Here is a 15,361-nt window from a genome sequence, read left to right as displayed (position 1 = left end):
GATGTCAGCGAAGGCCACGCGAACCTGGAGTCGTCCACCCACGCTGTGTGACCAGCGCAAACAGTCGAAGCCCAGGAAGAGGGACGGGTCATGGTGACGGTCTTGATCGCGGTTCCACTGTCTGTAGCGGCCGCCCTGGTGTTGTTGCTCGTCACCACCGCCTCGTTGTCGGCGGTCGCCAGGTGGTCAGCCTGCCGATGGGTGCACCTTTGTCCCATCGTCCCTGTGCCCAGGCGGCCCGGTGGTCGGAGCGGGTTTCCGACACTGATTCGATCACCGGGTATCCAGCCAGCCGACTGGTGAAGGCGCGAAGTCGGCTGGGCGCGCACGCTCATGGACCCAGGCGTGCGCGTTTGAATACGCAGACATGAGCCGGGCCGTCGCCTGCCCTGGCCGTCTGCGTTGCTGGCCCGCGTAACCCACGCATCATCCCCCTCATGCGGGTTACGCGGGCCAGCCCTCAACGTGAGAGGAACTGTTCCTATGACCGCTACCGCGGCGCACGGCTCATCGCCTATACCGTTTCCCGCCGCAAACTGTGATTCCCGTCCGCGGCGGGCCCTGTTGGCTGCAGCTCACAAGTATGCCGCCTTGGGTTGGCGCGTACTTCCTGGTCCAGTTTGCGATGGTATCGCGAATTGTCATCCCATTTCTGTGAAACCCCTGGGTGTTGCCGAACCTACTGTGCCGCCCGAGCGCGCGACGACAGACCGACGAGTCGTTGCGACCTGGTGGGAGACGCATCAGCACGCGATCTTGGCGCCAGTAGGCGACTCTTTCGAAGTATTGCGGGTATCCACTTCGCTCGCTTGCGAGGCATCTGCACTTCTTGAGGAGAGACATTTAGGCCCGGTCGCCCTGGCGCCTAGTGGTGGCTATTTCTTCGTAGCGCCCGGCGCGACCATTCCGCGAGAGTTGAGCCGCATGAGAGGAATCGAACTCATGCACCCGAACTCACTCATGGTACTGCCTCCCAGTCGAGTTCTCGGTGGCGTGGTCACCTGGTGGATCTCACCCCTTCGCTCAGAGGGAAAGCTGGGCGACATTCGAATTATTGAGGACTCAATACTGAAGACGATTCCTCGCCTGGCAGCGCAATGAGCAGCGCTCAGGCGCTGGCTCCGCTTTATTCGGTATCGAGTCTTGATTCGTCGAGTGCAAGCAAAGCGGCGAGCGAAATGCAGCAACAGCGCCAGACCACTTGGCGCGCGGTGTTACACGACAATGTACTGCATCAAGTCGCCACCGATGCGGGCCGCCTAAGTGCCAGTGGAAAAATCTACGCAGTTTCAGGTTGCGGCGTTGTCTGCACGCTGGACGTTGAAAACGTAGAAGGATTCCGGTGTCCGAAGTGCTTCCCGCCATGGCCAACTGATCAGGATACGCAGGTCATTCCCCGAGTTCTTCCGCCTCTGCCGAAGCGGGTTCCGCGGCCAGTGCCACCCCCTGGGGTTCGAAAGTCGAACCGTAACAGCGGCTGGTTCGGCATGTAGCCGCCAAGTTGTCACGTCATGTCCATTGACGTGCAGAAGAAAAATTGAGGAGGAAATCAGATGGACGAGAAGAACGCCCTTGTGGTTGGCGTTCGGGATCTGTCCGGGGTGCGTGACCGGCTCGATCTGTCCCATGGCGACCCGTCGACGTCGGGTGGCGGCGACGGGCACGGGGACGCGGGCGGCGACGGGCTGAACATCCCGGAGTGATCTGACTCATCGAACTGCGGTGGCGGACCAGGCAATCCGCGCTGGTCCGCCATCGCTCGCAAGAGAAGCGAGGCACATATGGACCACTACCTGGTGGAAGCAATCGAGAAGGCGCTCGGATGGAACGGACCCCAGCACCTCGGCCAGCAATTCGCTCAGGGCGCCATGGCAGTGCCGGCACTCTGCGCCAGGTTGCTAACCCCCACGAGGCTGCTGGACGTGATCATGCGGCGCTCGCTCACGTCGCCGCAGCTCCGATGCTTCCGGGGCGGGGAGGAGATGCACCCGGACGCATACCTGGCCAATGCCGTGACTCGCCGAGGCCAAAGCCTCTCAATGGCGCGCATGGATCGCCTTGGCCATTTCATGGAGTCGGGCTGCACGATCGTGCTCGACACGCTGGACACGTTCGACCCCGCCATGGAGATCACGTGCCAGGCGTTGCAGTGGTGGTCACGGGAACTGGTTCAGGTGAACACATACCTGACCACGAACGACGCCGCCGGGTTCAACATGCACTGGGACGACCACGACGTCATCATCGTTCAGCTCGGTGGCGAAAAGTCGTGGGAGGTGCGCGGGACCTCAAGAACTGCACCGATGTACCGTGACGCGGAGCGGAACAACGAACCCCCGGCGGACGTCGTGTGGTCCGGCACCATGAAGGCTGGCGACGTCATGCACATTCCACGCGGCTACTGGCACCAGGCCACGCGCGCCGAGCACGGGAACGGCTACAGCCTTCACGCCACCTTCGGATTCGTGAAGCGAACTGGGGTCGACTGGTTCAGCTGGGTTGCCGACCGGTCGCGCCAGCAGGAGCGGTTCCGCGTCGATCTGGATCGCTGGGGAACCGCAGCGGATCGAGCTGCGGACACGGAATATCTGGTCGCCGCGGCGTCGGGTCTCCTGGGCGAGTACCCGCAGGAGACCTACCTGGCGGCGCGTGAGCATGAACGGCCGTCCCGTCGGCACGTCAGCACGTCGGGCGTTTTCGACCCGCTGACCGACGTCGTGTGCGTGGCGGACTTCCCGCCCCGGTTTGAGGAGAACGGCGACACGCTGGACGTCGTGGCGGTGAGCAAGGCGATCACGTTTGCCGCACGAGCTGAGCCCGCCCTTCGTCTTCTGCTGTCGGGAAACCCGGCGAACATCGAGCGGGTTTCCCGAGTTACAGGTATCGACGCCGCAGCTCTCGCCAAGACCTTGGTGGATGAGGGCCTATGCGCGGAACTAACCGACGAGCTGGCGGCAGGCTACGTCGGGCTCGTCGATACCACTTGGCCCCCTGCAGTGCGCACGTACCCGGGAACGTTCTAGGAGCGCAGTTCCGCGAGCAGCAATTCCGCCGCCGCCTTCGCGGGCTCCGATAGAGGAGTCGGCCGCCCGCGACGGGCGGCGATGCGGATTGCATTCGCGCAGACCAGCAGCTGAGACAGCCTGCCAGACCGCGTCTGCAAGTCGGCGGCGAACTCGCGCTGAACGCGTGCCGCCACCGCAGGGTCCGGCAGCGCTGACTGCCACAACGTCGCGGCATCGAGCCCACGCGGGGCCATGCCCCAGTCTTCCCAGTCGATCAGGTGCCCCTCGATCGAGATGTTTCCCGGGTGCACGTCGGCGTGGGCCGTCCGCCACTCGTCCACGGTGGTGTCCACCCCCGGGAAGACTTCGCCGATTCGTTTCGTCAGGTGCGCCTGCGTCATGCCCACCCGCTCGGTCGGGTGAGCGCCGAGAGCGGTCAACGACTCCCGCAGAGCGGTCCACCAGGCGTCGGGCAGCGTCGCGATCGTGGCAAGATCGCCCACGATCGGCGCAGAGATCAGCTCGACCTCGTCAGCTCGCCAGGCGACTTCGCGCGGGCTGTCGATCCAGGTTGTGGCCTGGAACCACTCCGGCTTCCGGACGTTCTTGATGGTCGCGGCGGCCTCCAGCCCGACCCAAACCGCACTGTTGATCTTCCAGCGGTTCCGCCGCTCGATCCGGGCCCACGTCTCGTTGCTTGTCCGGAAGCCCTCCGTTGCGCCGGACTCGCCGAACACCACTGACGACCTGTCAAGCCGAAGCCCGAAGACATGCTCAACGCGGCGGAGCACGTCTTCATGCTCATGCTCGCGCACGTCGAGCACAGCTACGGGAGTGGCACTGACCGGCTGAGCAGTGGACACGCGGGGAGCCCCTTCGACGTCGGCAACCTATCCGCCCATTATCCACTATCCATGGCTGTCGACTTTCGTTAGGTAAGCTCACCACTACGCTCCGGCTCCCTACCCCGGAGGAGTCGGAACCCCTCCGGGGTACTCCCACCGGCCTATGCCGCTGAGCAGCGAAAACACCTTCGATGTGGTTAGGTGCCTCAGTCCCAACTTGACTAAGGCGGCCTTCGGTGCATCCAACGCACCCAATGTGGCCTTCGGTGCGCCCAACGCACCCAATGTGGCCTTCGGTGCGTCCACCGCACCGAAGGCCACATTGGGGCGCTCGGGGCCGGCTCCGGAGCCGCGGGATCCGCTAGGCCGGCACGCGGCCGGCGAACCGCCTGGGCCGGAAGTCACCGATCTCGACCGTAGGCTCGCCGAACGCCAGCGCGACCGCCGCCTCGGCGGACGCCGGTGCCATCTTGAAGCCCACCCCCGAAAACCCCGTGGCGAAGACCGTGCGCGGCCGCCCCGGCAGGCTGCCCAGCAGCGGTGCCTGGTCCGCCGTGAAAAGGTCCGGGAACGCGTCCGCGCGCACGATGCTCGGCACCAGTCCCGGCAGGAACTCCGCCACCGTCTCGCACGCCTCGGCCGTCTCCGCCGGGGTCAGCTCGCGCTCGACCCGGCCGGCGTGCTCGGCGGGCCGGGACCGGCCGTCGAGCGTGGCCTTCACCGTCACCCCGTCGGTGCTCGGGGCGCCGTACAGGGAACGGTCGCTCTCGATCCGGCTGAAGATCGGGAACCGCTCCGGCGCGAACTCCGCCGGCCGGCGGGCCACGAACCACGTGAGGTAGTTCCGGCGGGGGTGGACGGCGGCCGCGATCGGTGGCGGCAGCAGGTCCTTCGACCAGCCGCCCGCCGCGACGATCACCCGCTCGAACCGCCAGGTGCGCGGCCCGGACCGGAGCACCACCGCGTCCGGTTCCTCCCGGATCTCGTCGATCGCCGTGCCTTCCAGCACCTCGGCGCCGGCGTCGCGGGCGGCCTGGGTCGCGGCGAGCACCGCGCGGTCGGTGCGCAGGAACCCGGCCCGCGGGTCGAACACCGCGCAGTCGTCCGGCCGCAGCCCGTGCTGCGGGTAGCGGGCGGCGAGCTCGTCGTGCTCCAGGAATTCGAACGGGGTTCCGTTGGCCTTCGTGGTCGCCAGCAGCTCCCCCAGGTAGCCGCCGTCGCGCGCACCGATCGCGAGGCCGCCGCAGCGGGTGAGGATCTCCTGACCGGTCTCGGCTTCGAGCTCCGGCCACAGCACGTTCGCCCGCTCCAGCAGCGGGGCGAACCGGGGGCCGCGGCGGTACGTCATCCGGAACAGCCGGGTGTCGCCGCCGACCGCGCTGCGCGTGTGGCCCGGCGTCCAGGCCTCGAAGCCGACGACCGCACCGGACCCGGTCCCGGACCGCCGCGCCGCCAGCCACAGGGCCATGCTGCCCACGCTGCCCAGGCCGACGACCGCCAGCTTGCCGTCCATCACAACACCCTTTCGAGGAATTCCCGGGTCCGCCGCTCGGCCGGGTTGGCGAGCACTTCACGGGCGTCGCCGCGCTCGACGGCGATCCCCTCGTCCATGAACAGGATGTCCTTGGCCACTTCGCGCGCGAACCCCATCTCGTGGGTGACGACGAGCATCGTCATCCCGAGGTCGGCGAGGTCGCGCATGACGGCGAGCACCTCGCCGACCCGCTCCGGGTCGAGCGCGCTCGTCGGCTCGTCGAACAGCATGATCGTCGGCTCCATCGCCAGCGCGCGGGCGATCGCGACCCGTTGCTGCTGGCCGCCGGACAGCTGGGCCGGGTACTTGTGGCCGCAGTTCGCGAGCCCGACCCGGGCCAGCAGCTCGGCGGCCTGCTCCCGGGCCGCCTTCTTGGCGGTCTTCTTCACCAGCACCGGCCCCGACATCACGTTGGCCTCGGCCGTCATGTTCGGGAAGAGGTTGAACTGCTGGAACACCATCCCGATCCGCGTCCGCTGCTCGGCCAGCCGCTGCGGGGGCACCGCGTGGTAGGCGTTCGCGTGCTCGACGTAGCCGAAGTCCTCGCCGTTGACCCGCAGCACGCCGCGGTCGATCTTCTCCAGCCCGTTGATGCACCGCAGCAGGGTGGACTTCCCCGAGCCGCTGGGGCCGATGATGCACGAGATCTCGCCGGCCGCGACGGTCAGGTCGATCTCGTTCAGCACCCGGTGCTGCCCGAAGCTCTTGCACAGCTTGCGTGCCACGATCGTGCCGTCGGCGCTCACAGCAGCGACTCCTTCACCTTGATCGCCGGCCGCGAGGAGCGCGAGAACCGGCGTTCGATCATCGACTGGGGAACGCTGAGCGTGAGCGTCATGATCAGGTACCACAGGCTGGCCACGATGAGCAGCGGGATGGTCTCGTAGGTCCGCGCGTAGATCGACTGCGCGCTCTGCAGCAGGTCGGCGACGCCGAGCACGCTGACCAGCGACGTCTCCTTGAGCATTCCGATCACCTGGTTGCCCGTCGCCGGGATGATCGCGGGCATGGTCTGCGGGATGATCACCCGCCGCAGCTTGGTGAACTCGCTCATGCCGAGCGACTCGGCCGCCTCGAACTGCCCGCGGGGCACCGCCGCGAAGCCGCCGCGGATGATCTCGGCCATGTAGGCGGCCTGGTTGAGCGTCAGCCCGACGATCGCCGCGGTGAGCGGGGTGATCAGCGCGTTCATGTCCACGGGGTGGCCGGCGATGGCCAGGTTCGGGTACAGCGCGGCCACGTTGAACCAGAACACCAGCTGGACCAGGACCGGGGTGCCCCGGAAGAACATGATGTACAGCCGCGCCAGCCCGGAGATCGGGGCCTGCGACGACATCCGCATGATCGCGAGGACGAGCCCGAGCAGCGTGCCCAGCGCCATGCTCACCGCGGTCAGCATGAGGGTGATGCCGATGCCGTCGAGGATGGAGGCTGCGGTGAAGTACCGCAGCACCACGTCCCACTGGAAGTTCTCGTTGCTGACCAGCGCGTAGAGCAGCCCGGCGACGACCGCGACCGCCACCACCCAGGCGACGTAGTCCCGCGTGCGCGGGGGCCTGATCCGCTTCTTCTCCTCGGGCAGCACTGCGGTCACCGGTTCCCTCACTTCGGTTGCGGCTTGGAGCGGGCGGCCTTGGTGACACCCAGGCCGTCAAAACCCCAGCGGGACAACGCTTCCTGGTACTTCGGGCTGTCGATGACCGACTGCAGCGCGGCCTGCACGGCCGGGGTCAACGGCGAGTTGAGGTTCAAGGCGATGGCCACCGGCAACGGGTTCAGCACCGGCTGCAGGACGTCGAAGGCGTTCGGCTGCTTGGCCTTCGCCCAGTTGAGCGAGGTCGCGTCGTAGAACACGCCGTCGATGCGCCGGGAGGCGACCTGGGTCAGCGCGTCGTTGACACTCGGCAGCGCGACGGCCTTGATCGGGTCTTTCCCTTTGCTCACACAGTTGTCCTGGTTCAGCTTCGGCAGCCACTTGAGTTCCTGGGTGGTGCCGGACTGCACGCCGAGAGTGGCACCGCACAGCGAGTCCATGGCCAGGTGCTTGGGGTTGCCGTGTGCCGTGGCGACCGCGGAGCCGTTCGTCAGGTAGTCGATCATGTCGAGCACCTTCAGCCGCTCGGCCGAGGTCCCCATCGTCGACACCGTGAGGTCGTAGCGGTTGCCCTGGAGGCCGGGGATGATGACGTCGAACTTGACGTTCTTGATCTCCAGCTTCAAGCCCAGCTTGGCCGCGATGAGCCGGGCGATGTCCGGGTTGAACCCGATCGGGGTGTTGTTGTCCGAAGCCATGAAGGTCGTCGGCGGGCTGGTCAGGTCCTCCGCGGCGACCAGGGTGCCCTTGGCCTTCACGTCGGCGGGCAGCAGGGCGACCGCCGCCGGGTCGGGCTGCACGCCGACCGAAATGTCGTCGGTGTGCTCGGTGGGGGCGGCCCCGCCGCCACCCACCGGCGCGGCACCCTGGGTGGTGCACGCTGTCAGGCTCATCGCCGCGGTGAAGACCACCGCGCTCATCGCTGCCTTGACCCGCATCTGATTCTCCTTCGCCGGAGCGGCCCGGGGACGAGCGAAACACGCCCGGTTGCCGATGTCTACTGGGTTCGATTCACTGTGGACTGATGCTGCGGGCCCCCCGCGATGATCGTGCACCTCGGCTCGCTCATCGCAGCCACCGCGAACCGGACGCCTTCGCGCCCGATCCCCGAACTCTTGAACCCCCCGAACGGCATCGAATCGATCCGCAAGTCGCTCGTGCCGTTGACGACCACGGCACCGGCGTGCAGCCGGTCCGCTATGGACAGTGCCTCGTCGAGCCCACCGGTGAAGACACCGGCGTGCAGGGCCTGGGCGCTGTTCGCCGCCGCGACCGCGGCCGCGGCGGACTCGACCGGCACCACCGTGACCACCGGGCCGAACACCTCGCGCACCAGCACGTCGGCGTCCGCCGGCACGCCGGTGAGGACGGTCGGGTGGTAGTAGGCGCCGTCGCGCCGGGCGCCGGTGTGCGCGCGGGCACCGCCGGCGAGTGCCGCGTCGACCCAGGCTTCGACCCGGGCGGCTTCGGCCTCGCCGATCATCGGGCCGACGCCGGTCGTCCGGTCGGTCTTCGGGCCGACCTTCAGCGCGCGGGTGCCGGCCGTGATGCGGGTCAGCAGTGCGTCGTGGATCGATGCGTCGGCGTAGACGCGCTGGACCGACAGGCAGTTCTGCCCCGCGCACCCGAACGCGCCCCGCACGATCGCGTCGGCGGCGGCGTCGAGGTCGGCGTCACCGCACACGATCACCGGGTTGTTGCCGCCGAGCTCCATCAGCAGCTTCTTCGGCCCGGCCGCCGCGGCGATCCGCGCGGCCGTGACCGGCCCGCCGGTGAACGAGACCACGTCGACGCCGGCGTGCGTCACCAGCGCGTGACCGGTCGCCCCGTCGCCGCAGACGACCGCGAGCCGGGCCGGTGGCACCCCGGCCCGCAGCAGGATCTCCGCCAGGGCCAGTGCCGAGTGCGGCGTGGCCTCCGCGGGCTTCACCACGACGCCGTTGCCCGCGATCAGCGCCGGGCCGACCTTGTGGGCGACCAGGTTGAGCGGGTCGTTGAACGGCGTGATGGCCGCGACGACGCCGAGCGGCGCGCGGACGAACCAGCCGCGCTTGCCGGCGCCCCGGTCGCTGTCGTCGAACTCGAGCACCTCGCCGCGCAGGACCGGGCCGGCCGCCGCGGACAGGCGCAGGGTCTCCGCGCAGCGCCGCACCTCCTGCTCGGCCTCGGTGATCGTCTTGCTGCCCTCGGTGCTGATGATCCCGGCCAGCCAGGGCAGTTCGTCACGCACGATGCGCGCGGCCTCGTCCAGGGCTTCCCGCCGCTGCCACAGCGGCCACGGCTCGGCGGCCGCGCGGGCTGCCGCGCGGACGGCCGCGTCGACGTCGGCGGCGTCGTTGCGCGCGACCCAGCCGACGGGCGTGCCGTCGTGCGGGTCGGACACCGCCACGGTGAGCCCGGCGGTCTGCCACGCACCGGCGACCAGCGCACCGCCGGGCAGGCCGAACGACGCGGTCCGCGGCGCGGTCCCGGTGGCCGCCGCGGTCATGAGATCGCGTCCAGCACGCGTGCCCCGCCGCCGATCAGCGGCAGGAACCACGGACGGCCGAAGTGCCCCGGGACCGGCGGGAACTTGACGTCGCCCCAGATGTTGGCGGCCGCGTCGCCGGAGATGAACCGGGCCATCATCTGGCCCATGTAGGTGGCCATCTGCACGCCGTGGCCGCTGTAGCCGAGGGAGTAGTGGACGCCGTCGCGCCGGCCCGCGTGCACGAGCTGGTCCATCGACAGGTCGACCAGCCCGCCCCACGTGTAGTCGATCCGGGTGCCCGCGAGGTACGGGAACAGCTCGGTCATCGCCTTGACGAGGATCTGCCCGCTGCGGACGTCGGAGTCCGGGCTGGACATCGCGAACCGGGCGCGGCCGCCGAAGAGCAGGCGGTTGTCGGGGGTGATCCGGAAGTAGTAGATGAGGTTCTTGCTGTCCGAGGCCTGCCGCCGGTTCGGCAGGATCCGGTCCACGACGTCCTGGGCGAGAGGCTCGGTGACGATGATGAAGCTGCCGACGGGGATCAGCCGCCGCCGCAGCCACGGCGTCACCTTGCCGGTGTAGCCGCTGGTGGCGATCAGCACCTCGGCCGCGTGCACGCGGCCGCGGGTCGTCTGCAGGACGTGCCCGCCGCCGGGGCCGGGGTCCAGCGTGGTCACTTCGGCGTTCTCGCAGATCGTCGCGCCGAGGGCGTCGGCGGTCTTCGCGAGGCCGTGCACGAACTTGCCGACGTGCAGGCCCGCGGCGAGCGGGTCGACGGTGGCCCCGTGGTAGAAGTCGGAGCCGATCTCGGTGTGGATGTCCGCCTTCGGGACGGTGATGACTTCGTGTCCGGCGAGCTCCTTCAGGGCCTTCCGGGTCTTGACCATCGCCTCGAAGTGCGCGGGGCGGTAGGCGAGGGTGAGCTTGCCGGAGCGCGCGAAGTCGCAGTCGATCTGGTGGTCGGCGACCAGCTTTTCGATGCTGTCGATCGCGTCGTTGTAGGTCCGGAACATCGAGACCGCGCGGTCGGCGCCGTAGCGTTTGACGGCGGTGCCGAAGCCGATCGCGAGGCCGGTGGTGGCCATGCCGCCGTTGCGGCCGGAGGCGCCCCAGCCGATGGTGTTCTGCTCGAGCACGGCCACGGACGCGCCGAGCTTGCGCAGTTCGACGGCCGCCGAGGTCCCGGTCAGCCCGCCACCGACGACGGCGACGTCGACGCGTTCGGGGACCGGCGTCCGCCGGTGGTCCGCGCCGGGGGTGGCGGTGTCCTGCCAGTACGAGGTCAGTTTCATCGTGGTCAGAGCCCCAGCAGGCCGTTCAGCTCGTCGAGCGAGTCGACCTTCGTGTAGCCGTACACCGGGGCCGGCGGGTCGTAGCCGCGGTCGAGCAGCACGGTGTTGGTGAAGCCCAGGTCGTGGCAGGGCATCAGGTCGTACCGGGTGTGCGACGAGACGTGCAGGAACTGCTCCGGCGGCGTGTTCAGCTGGTCGAGCATGTACTCGAAGGCGGCGTAGCGGGGCTTGTAGAAGCCGGCCTGCTCGGCGGTGTAGACGGCGTGGAAGTCGGCGCCGAGCCGGGGGACGCTCACGTCGAGGTAGCGGGTGTTGGCGTTGGAGAGGATCACCAGCGGGTAGTGCTCCCCCAGCTTCTTCAGCGGGCTGGGGATGTCGGCGTGCGCGCCCCAGGACAGGACGGCGTCGGAGAAGCGCTCACCGGCGTCCCCGGCGACCTCGAGGCCCCACTTCTTGCAGGTCCGGGCGTAGGCGTCGTGGAGGACCTGCTGGTAGTCGTAGAACTCCCCGCAGACCTGGTCGTACCGGTAGCCGCGGAAGTCGATCACGAACCGGTCGAACTGCTCGGGGGTGAGCCGGTCGCCGACGAGCTCGCGGGTGACCGGGGTGATCTGGAAGTTGATGAGCGTGCCGTAGCAGTCGAAGGAGACGTACTTCGGCCGGAAGGCTGAGTCGATCACGGTGAGCCCTTTCCAGGTGAAGCGAAGGTGTCCGGCAGGAAGCGACAGTAAGCTGGGTCACTGCAAACTGTCAACAGTTCACTGTGAACGTGCTTCGTTAAGCTCGTGTATCGTCAACAGTCTTCAGTGAACGAACGATCGCAGGGGGTACCCGGATGAAGAACCTGAACCTGCAGGCCATCGATTACCCGTCGGTGTCCGGCACCATCGCCGCCCAGATCAGGAACAACATCCTCGGCGGCACCCTGCAGCCGGCCCAGGCGCTGTCGGAGTCCGAGATCGCCAAGCAGCTGGGTGTGTCACGCGGCCCGGTGCGCGAGGCACTGCAGCGGCTGGTGCAGGAAGGCCTGCTGGTCCGCATCCCCAACCGGGGCGTCTTCGTCACCGACATCACGTCCGAGGACATCGCCGAAATCTACGAGGCCCGCCAGACCCTGGAGGCCCGCTGCGGCGAGAAGGTGCTGGCCGCGGACGACGACGTCCTCGACCGGACGGTGCGCGAACTGCAGGCGATCGTCGACGAGATCGGCCCGGCGGAACGCTCGGGCCGCTGGCGCGAGGTCGTCGAACTCGACCTGCGCTTCCACAGCACGCTGGTGGCGGCGTCCGGCAACTCGCGGATCCAGCGGGCGTACTCGACGCTGATCGCCGAGTCGTCCCTGTCGATCAACCGGCTGGAACGCTGGTACCCCTCCGAAGACTCGCTCCTGCAGGAGCACCAGGCCATCGTCCACGCGCTGGCGGCCCGGGACGCGACCGCGTTCACCCGGGCCCTCGACCTCCACTACCTCCAGACACGTATGGAGAACACCAGCCAGCGTTCGTGATCCTCAGAGGCCGAGCAACGGCGGCACCTGGGAGAGCAGGTTGACTTCGTGGTAGCCGTAGCCGGGTGTGCTCGGCTCGAACCCGCGGTTGACGTGGACCTTGTGCGTGATGCCCAGGTCGTTCGCGGCCATGAGGTCGTAGCGCGGGCTGGCGGAGACGTGCAGGATGTCCTTCGGCCCGCAGCCGAGCTGCTTCAGCATGTACTCGAAGGCCTGGTACCGCGGTTTGTAGGCCTGGGCCTGCTCGGCGGTGTAGACCGCGTGGAACGGGGCGCCGAGCTTCTCCACGTTGCTCATGACCTGGTCGTCGGCGGCGTTGCTGAGGATGACCAGGGGGTAGCGGGACGCCAGCGTCCGCAGCGCTTCGGGCACCTCGGGGTAGGGCCCCCAGGTCGGGATCGCGTCCACGATGGCCTGGCTGTCGGCCTTCCGGTACGGCAGGTCGAAGCGTTCGAGGGCCTTGCGCAGCGAGTCGTGGATGATGTCCGGGAACGGCTTCCAGGGGTTCAGCACCTCGTCCAGCCGCTGCCATTTGAAGCTCTGGAGGACTTCGTCCATCAGGTCGGCCGGGACGATGTCGGCCAGCCGCTCGCGGGTCAGATCCGTGATGTGCCACCGGATCAGCGTCCCGTGCATGTCGAACGTGATGTACTTGGGTTCGAACTCGATCATGGCTGTTTTCCTTTCGTGAGGTGGGTGACGACGTCGTCGAGCGGCACGGCCAGCGCGCGCTCCACGTTGAGCCAGTCGTCCTTCGCGTGTTCGAAGAGGTAGTCACGCCGGTCCGGGACGCGCCGCGCGCGCCAGCCGGCCAGCAGCGCGCGCAGCGTGAGCCGGGCCAGCGCGGCGACCGGGAGCAGCGGGAGTTCCGCCTCCTTGATCGGCCGCACCCCGGTGTAGCCGGCGGCGAAGGCGCAGGCCTCCCGCCAGGGGCTGCCCGGCGTCCGGCCGAGCAGGTTCGCCAGCGTCACGGCGGGATCGAAGATCACCGCGCTGCGCACGGTGTCACCGAAGTCGATGACACCCGTCACGAACTCGTCGCGCCGCCGGTCCACGACGATGTTGTGCGGGCTGAAGTCACCGTGGATCACCTGCGTCTCCAGGTGGTCGAGGGCGGGGACGACAGCCGCCTCGAAGAGCGCGAAGACAGCTCGCGCCAGCCGGTGGTGCCCGGGGTCCGGCACCTGCTCGGCGAGTCCGGTCAGCCGGTGGAAGTGCCGGATGTCCCACACCAGCCCGCGCCGGTCCGCGGGGTGGGTGAACGCCGCGAGCGCGACGTCGACGCGGGCCAGCACCTCCCCCGCGCGGGCGAGCTGAGCCGGCTCCGCCGTCGTCTGCGCCAGGACCTCGCCGTCGACGTAGCCGAGCACCCGGAGAACGCGGGTGCCGCTGTCGCGCGCCGCGAGGAGGACGTGGTCGGCCCCGTCCACCGTCAGCTTCACCCGCTGGATCGGCAGCTCCGCGGCGGTGTCCTCGAGAAACCGCAGCACGGCGGTCTGGAGCGCCACTGTGGTCTCCGGCTCGTCCGGCGGGGAGACCTTCACGAGGTAGTTCCCCGCTCCGGTCCGGAGCCGGAAGGTGTCGTCCTTCTCCGTCGCCACCCGCTCGAGTTCTCCGTGGAGGGAGTAGTGCCGCGCGACGAGGGCGCTCACGAGCGCGACGTCCACGGGCTCGTGCGGCGACGCCAGGCCGCTCTCCGCCAGGAGCCGCTCGGCGGAGCTCACAGCCGGACCTTCGCGACCTCGGCGAAGGTCTCCAGGAACCGGGTCACGTCCGCGGCGGTGAACGCCAGCGGCGGACGGATCTTCAGGATGTTCGCGGCCTGGCCCGTGCCGCTGATGAGGACCCGGCGCTCGCGCAGGTCGTTGATGACGTCCTCGGCCCGCGCGCGATCGGGCTCCCGGTCCTCGGCGATCTCCACCCCGACGTACAGGCCGCTGCCGCGGACTTCGGCGACGTGCGCGGAGCCCTTGGTGATCTCTTCGAGCCCCTTCCGGAGCGCGGTGCCGTTCTCGAGCACGCGCTGCCGGACGTTCTCCTCCTCGAAGACGTCCAGCACGGCGGCACCGGCGGCCACCGGGATCGAGCTGCCCCCGAACGTGTTGAAGTAGCGGACGGTCCGCCCGAACTCGTCGGAGACCTCGGGGCGGAACACGACCCCGGAGATCGGCATCCCGTTGCCCATCGGCTTGCCCAGGGTGACGATGTCCGGGAGCACGCCGTGGCGGTCGAAGCCCCACATCGTCTCGCCGAGCCGGGCGAACCCCGCCTGCACCTCGTCCGCGATGTAGACACCGCCGGCCGCGCGGACCTCGGCCACGACGCCCGGGAGGTAGCCGACCGGGTCGGTGAAGATCCCGTCGCTGGAGTACGCGCCGTCGGTGATCAGCGCCGCGACCCGGAACCCGTGGCGCTCGAGGTCGTCGATCGCGCCGCGGACCTGGGCACGCATGTGCTCGGCGAGTGACACGCCGGGCGCGGCGAGCCGCGGGTCGGGCGGGTCGATGACGCGGACGTCCGGGCCCAGCGGGGAGCCCGCCCCCAGCGTGGGTGAGAAGCTCGCGACCTCGCTGGTGATGCCGTGGTAGGCCCAGCGGGTCACGATGATCCCGGTGCCGCCGGTGTGGAACTTCGCCACCCGCACCGCGAGGTCGTTCGCCTCCGAGCCACTGCAGGCGAGGCTCAGCCTGCTCAGCCCTTCGGGGAAGGTCGCGAGCAGCCGCTCGGCGTAGGCGACCAGGGCTTCCTCGACGTACCGCGTGTTGGTGTTCACCGTCGCCACCTGGCGCGCGACCGCTTCGGCCACGTGCGGGTGAGCGTGGCCGACGCAGGGAACGTTGTTGTAGGCGTCCAGGTAGTCGTTGCCGTCGCGGTCGATCAGGTGGGCGCCGTGCCCGGCGACGAACTCGACCGGCTCGCGGTAGATGAGCGTGTAGCCGGGGCCGAGCACCTCGCCGCGGCGGCGGATGGTCTCCCGGAGGGCCGCCGGGAGGTCGCCCAGCACCGCGGGGTCGAACCGGTTGGGGTAGCCGGCGATTGCCCGGCTCAACGTCGAAGTCATCGGCGGTCACCTTCACATCTCGTGCGGCTGGTGGGTCGCTGCCGGGACCGACC

The 15,361-nt window shown here is 68.9% G+C and carries 15 protein-coding genes; 4 read left to right on the top strand and 11 right to left on the bottom strand.

Annotated features, from left to right (window positions below; translation table 11 throughout):
* The first annotated feature begins 483 nt into the window (after positions 1-483).
* From I4Q55_RS51065 to I4Q55_RS34235, 3 genes are all read left to right on the top strand, one after another.
* A complete protein-coding gene (locus I4Q55_RS51065; protein ID WP_206793952.1) occupies positions 484-1,101 on the top strand; it encodes a bifunctional DNA primase/polymerase in 618 nt (205 codons plus the stop codon).
* A gap of 452 nt (positions 1,102-1,553) precedes the next feature.
* A complete protein-coding gene (locus tag I4Q55_RS34240) occupies positions 1,554-1,703 on the top strand; it encodes a hypothetical protein (protein ID WP_206793950.1) in 150 nt (49 codons plus the stop codon).
* Positions 1,704-1,781: 78 nt separating this feature from the next.
* Positions 1,782-3,023, top strand: coding sequence for a JmjC domain-containing protein (locus I4Q55_RS34235; protein WP_206793948.1), 1,242 nt, complete (start codon positions 1,782-1,784; stop codon positions 3,021-3,023).
* Here the strand turns inward: I4Q55_RS34235 and I4Q55_RS50715 are convergent.
* The 8 genes from I4Q55_RS50715 to I4Q55_RS34195 form a co-directional block, all read right to left on the bottom strand.
* Positions 3,020-3,829 carry a phosphotransferase gene (locus I4Q55_RS50715; RefSeq protein ID WP_307793393.1) on the bottom strand — a complete coding sequence of 270 codons (810 nt, stop codon included), beginning with the start codon at positions 3,827-3,829 and terminating at the stop codon, positions 3,020-3,022. The genes I4Q55_RS34235 and I4Q55_RS50715 overlap by 4 nt on opposite strands.
* Before the next feature lie 382 nt (positions 3,830-4,211).
* Positions 4,212-5,363, bottom strand: coding sequence for an FAD-dependent oxidoreductase (locus I4Q55_RS34225; RefSeq protein ID WP_206793944.1), 1,152 nt, complete (start codon positions 5,361-5,363; stop codon positions 4,212-4,214).
* Entirely contained in the window at positions 5,363-6,130 is a 768-nt protein-coding gene (locus I4Q55_RS34220) for an amino acid ABC transporter ATP-binding protein (RefSeq protein WP_206793942.1), read from the bottom strand. Before I4Q55_RS34220 ends, I4Q55_RS34225 begins: the two co-directional genes overlap by 1 nt.
* Positions 6,127-6,978, bottom strand: a complete 852-nt coding sequence (locus tag I4Q55_RS34215; RefSeq protein ID WP_206793940.1) for an amino acid ABC transporter permease — start codon at positions 6,976-6,978, stop codon at positions 6,127-6,129. The genes I4Q55_RS34220 and I4Q55_RS34215 overlap by 4 nt, the downstream gene beginning before the upstream one ends.
* Before the next feature lie 8 nt (positions 6,979-6,986).
* A complete protein-coding gene (locus tag I4Q55_RS34210; protein WP_242547294.1) occupies positions 6,987-7,916 on the bottom strand; it encodes an ABC transporter substrate-binding protein in 930 nt (309 codons plus the stop codon).
* A 59-nt stretch (positions 7,917-7,975) separates the two neighbouring features.
* Positions 7,976-9,466, bottom strand: a complete 1,491-nt coding sequence (locus I4Q55_RS34205; protein WP_206793937.1) for an aldehyde dehydrogenase family protein — start codon at positions 9,464-9,466, stop codon at positions 7,976-7,978.
* Positions 9,463-10,740 carry an FAD-binding oxidoreductase gene (locus tag I4Q55_RS34200; RefSeq protein ID WP_206793935.1) on the bottom strand — a complete coding sequence of 426 codons (1,278 nt, stop codon included), beginning with the start codon at positions 10,738-10,740 and terminating at the stop codon, positions 9,463-9,465. Before I4Q55_RS34200 ends, I4Q55_RS34205 begins: the two co-directional genes overlap by 4 nt.
* 5 nt (positions 10,741-10,745) lie before the next feature.
* The gene (locus tag I4Q55_RS34195; RefSeq protein WP_206793933.1) at positions 10,746-11,420 is read right to left on the bottom strand and encodes a haloacid dehalogenase type II; all 675 of its coding nucleotides are present in this window, start codon (positions 11,418-11,420) and stop codon (positions 10,746-10,748) included.
* A gap of 155 nt (positions 11,421-11,575) precedes the next feature.
* Here I4Q55_RS34195 and I4Q55_RS34190 point away from each other — a divergent pair, with 155 nt between their 5' ends.
* A complete protein-coding gene (locus I4Q55_RS34190) occupies positions 11,576-12,247 on the top strand; it encodes a GntR family transcriptional regulator (protein WP_206793931.1) in 672 nt (223 codons plus the stop codon).
* 3 nt (positions 12,248-12,250) lie between these two features.
* Here the strand turns inward: I4Q55_RS34190 and I4Q55_RS34185 are convergent, their stop codons facing one another.
* Genes I4Q55_RS34185 through I4Q55_RS34175 form a run of 3 tightly spaced genes read right to left on the bottom strand, consistent with a single transcriptional unit; the run spans position 12,251 to position 15,308 of the window.
* Positions 12,251-12,919 carry a haloacid dehalogenase type II gene (locus tag I4Q55_RS34185; RefSeq protein WP_206793929.1) on the bottom strand — a complete coding sequence of 223 codons (669 nt, stop codon included), beginning with the start codon at positions 12,917-12,919 and terminating at the stop codon, positions 12,251-12,253.
* The gene (locus I4Q55_RS34180; protein WP_206793928.1) at positions 12,916-13,971 is read right to left on the bottom strand and encodes a phosphotransferase; all 1,056 of its coding nucleotides are present in this window, start codon (positions 13,969-13,971) and stop codon (positions 12,916-12,918) included. The genes I4Q55_RS34185 and I4Q55_RS34180 overlap by 4 nt, the downstream gene beginning before the upstream one ends.
* Complete coding sequence (locus tag I4Q55_RS34175; RefSeq protein WP_206793926.1) at positions 13,968-15,308, bottom strand: aspartate aminotransferase family protein; 1,341 nt, start codon at positions 15,306-15,308, stop codon at positions 13,968-13,970. The genes I4Q55_RS34180 and I4Q55_RS34175 overlap by 4 nt, the downstream gene beginning before the upstream one ends.
* Between the last annotated feature and the right edge of the window lie 53 nt (positions 15,309-15,361).

The sequence above is a fragment of the Amycolatopsis sp. MtRt-6 genome (assembly GCF_017308975.1).
In the GTDB taxonomy this organism is placed as follows: Bacteria; Actinomycetota; Actinomycetes; order Mycobacteriales; family Pseudonocardiaceae; genus Amycolatopsis.
Note: the sequence above shows the minus strand (reverse complement) of the source record. Positions and strands in the feature narration are given on the sequence as shown.

What these genes read in the sequence shown, in the direction of transcription:
- I4Q55_RS34235 (WP_206793948.1), top strand. Translation starts at nt 1,782, where the DNA reads ATGGACCACTACCTGGTGGAAGCAATCGAGAAGGCGCTCGGATGGAAC.
- I4Q55_RS51065 (WP_206793952.1), top strand. Translation starts at nt 484, where the DNA reads ATGACCGCTACCGCGGCGCACGGCTCATCGCCTATACCGTTTCCCGCC.
- I4Q55_RS34210 (WP_242547294.1), bottom strand. Translation starts at nt 7,916, where the DNA reads ATGCGGGTCAAGGCAGCGATGAGCGCGGTGGTCTTCACCGCGGCGATG.
- I4Q55_RS34190 (WP_206793931.1), top strand. Translation starts at nt 11,576, where the DNA reads ATGAAGAACCTGAACCTGCAGGCCATCGATTACCCGTCGGTGTCCGGC.
- I4Q55_RS34240 (WP_206793950.1), top strand. Translation starts at nt 1,554, where the DNA reads ATGGACGAGAAGAACGCCCTTGTGGTTGGCGTTCGGGATCTGTCCGGG.
- I4Q55_RS34185 (WP_206793929.1), bottom strand. Translation starts at nt 12,919, where the DNA reads ATGATCGAGTTCGAACCCAAGTACATCACGTTCGACATGCACGGGACG.
- I4Q55_RS34175 (WP_206793926.1), bottom strand. Translation starts at nt 15,308, where the DNA reads ATGACTTCGACGTTGAGCCGGGCAATCGCCGGCTACCCCAACCGGTTC.
- I4Q55_RS34205 (WP_206793937.1), bottom strand. Translation starts at nt 9,466, where the DNA reads ATGACCGCGGCGGCCACCGGGACCGCGCCGCGGACCGCGTCGTTCGGC.
- I4Q55_RS34225 (WP_206793944.1), bottom strand. Translation starts at nt 5,363, where the DNA reads ATGGACGGCAAGCTGGCGGTCGTCGGCCTGGGCAGCGTGGGCAGCATG.
- I4Q55_RS34200 (WP_206793935.1), bottom strand. Translation starts at nt 10,740, where the DNA reads ATGAAACTGACCTCGTACTGGCAGGACACCGCCACCCCCGGCGCGGAC.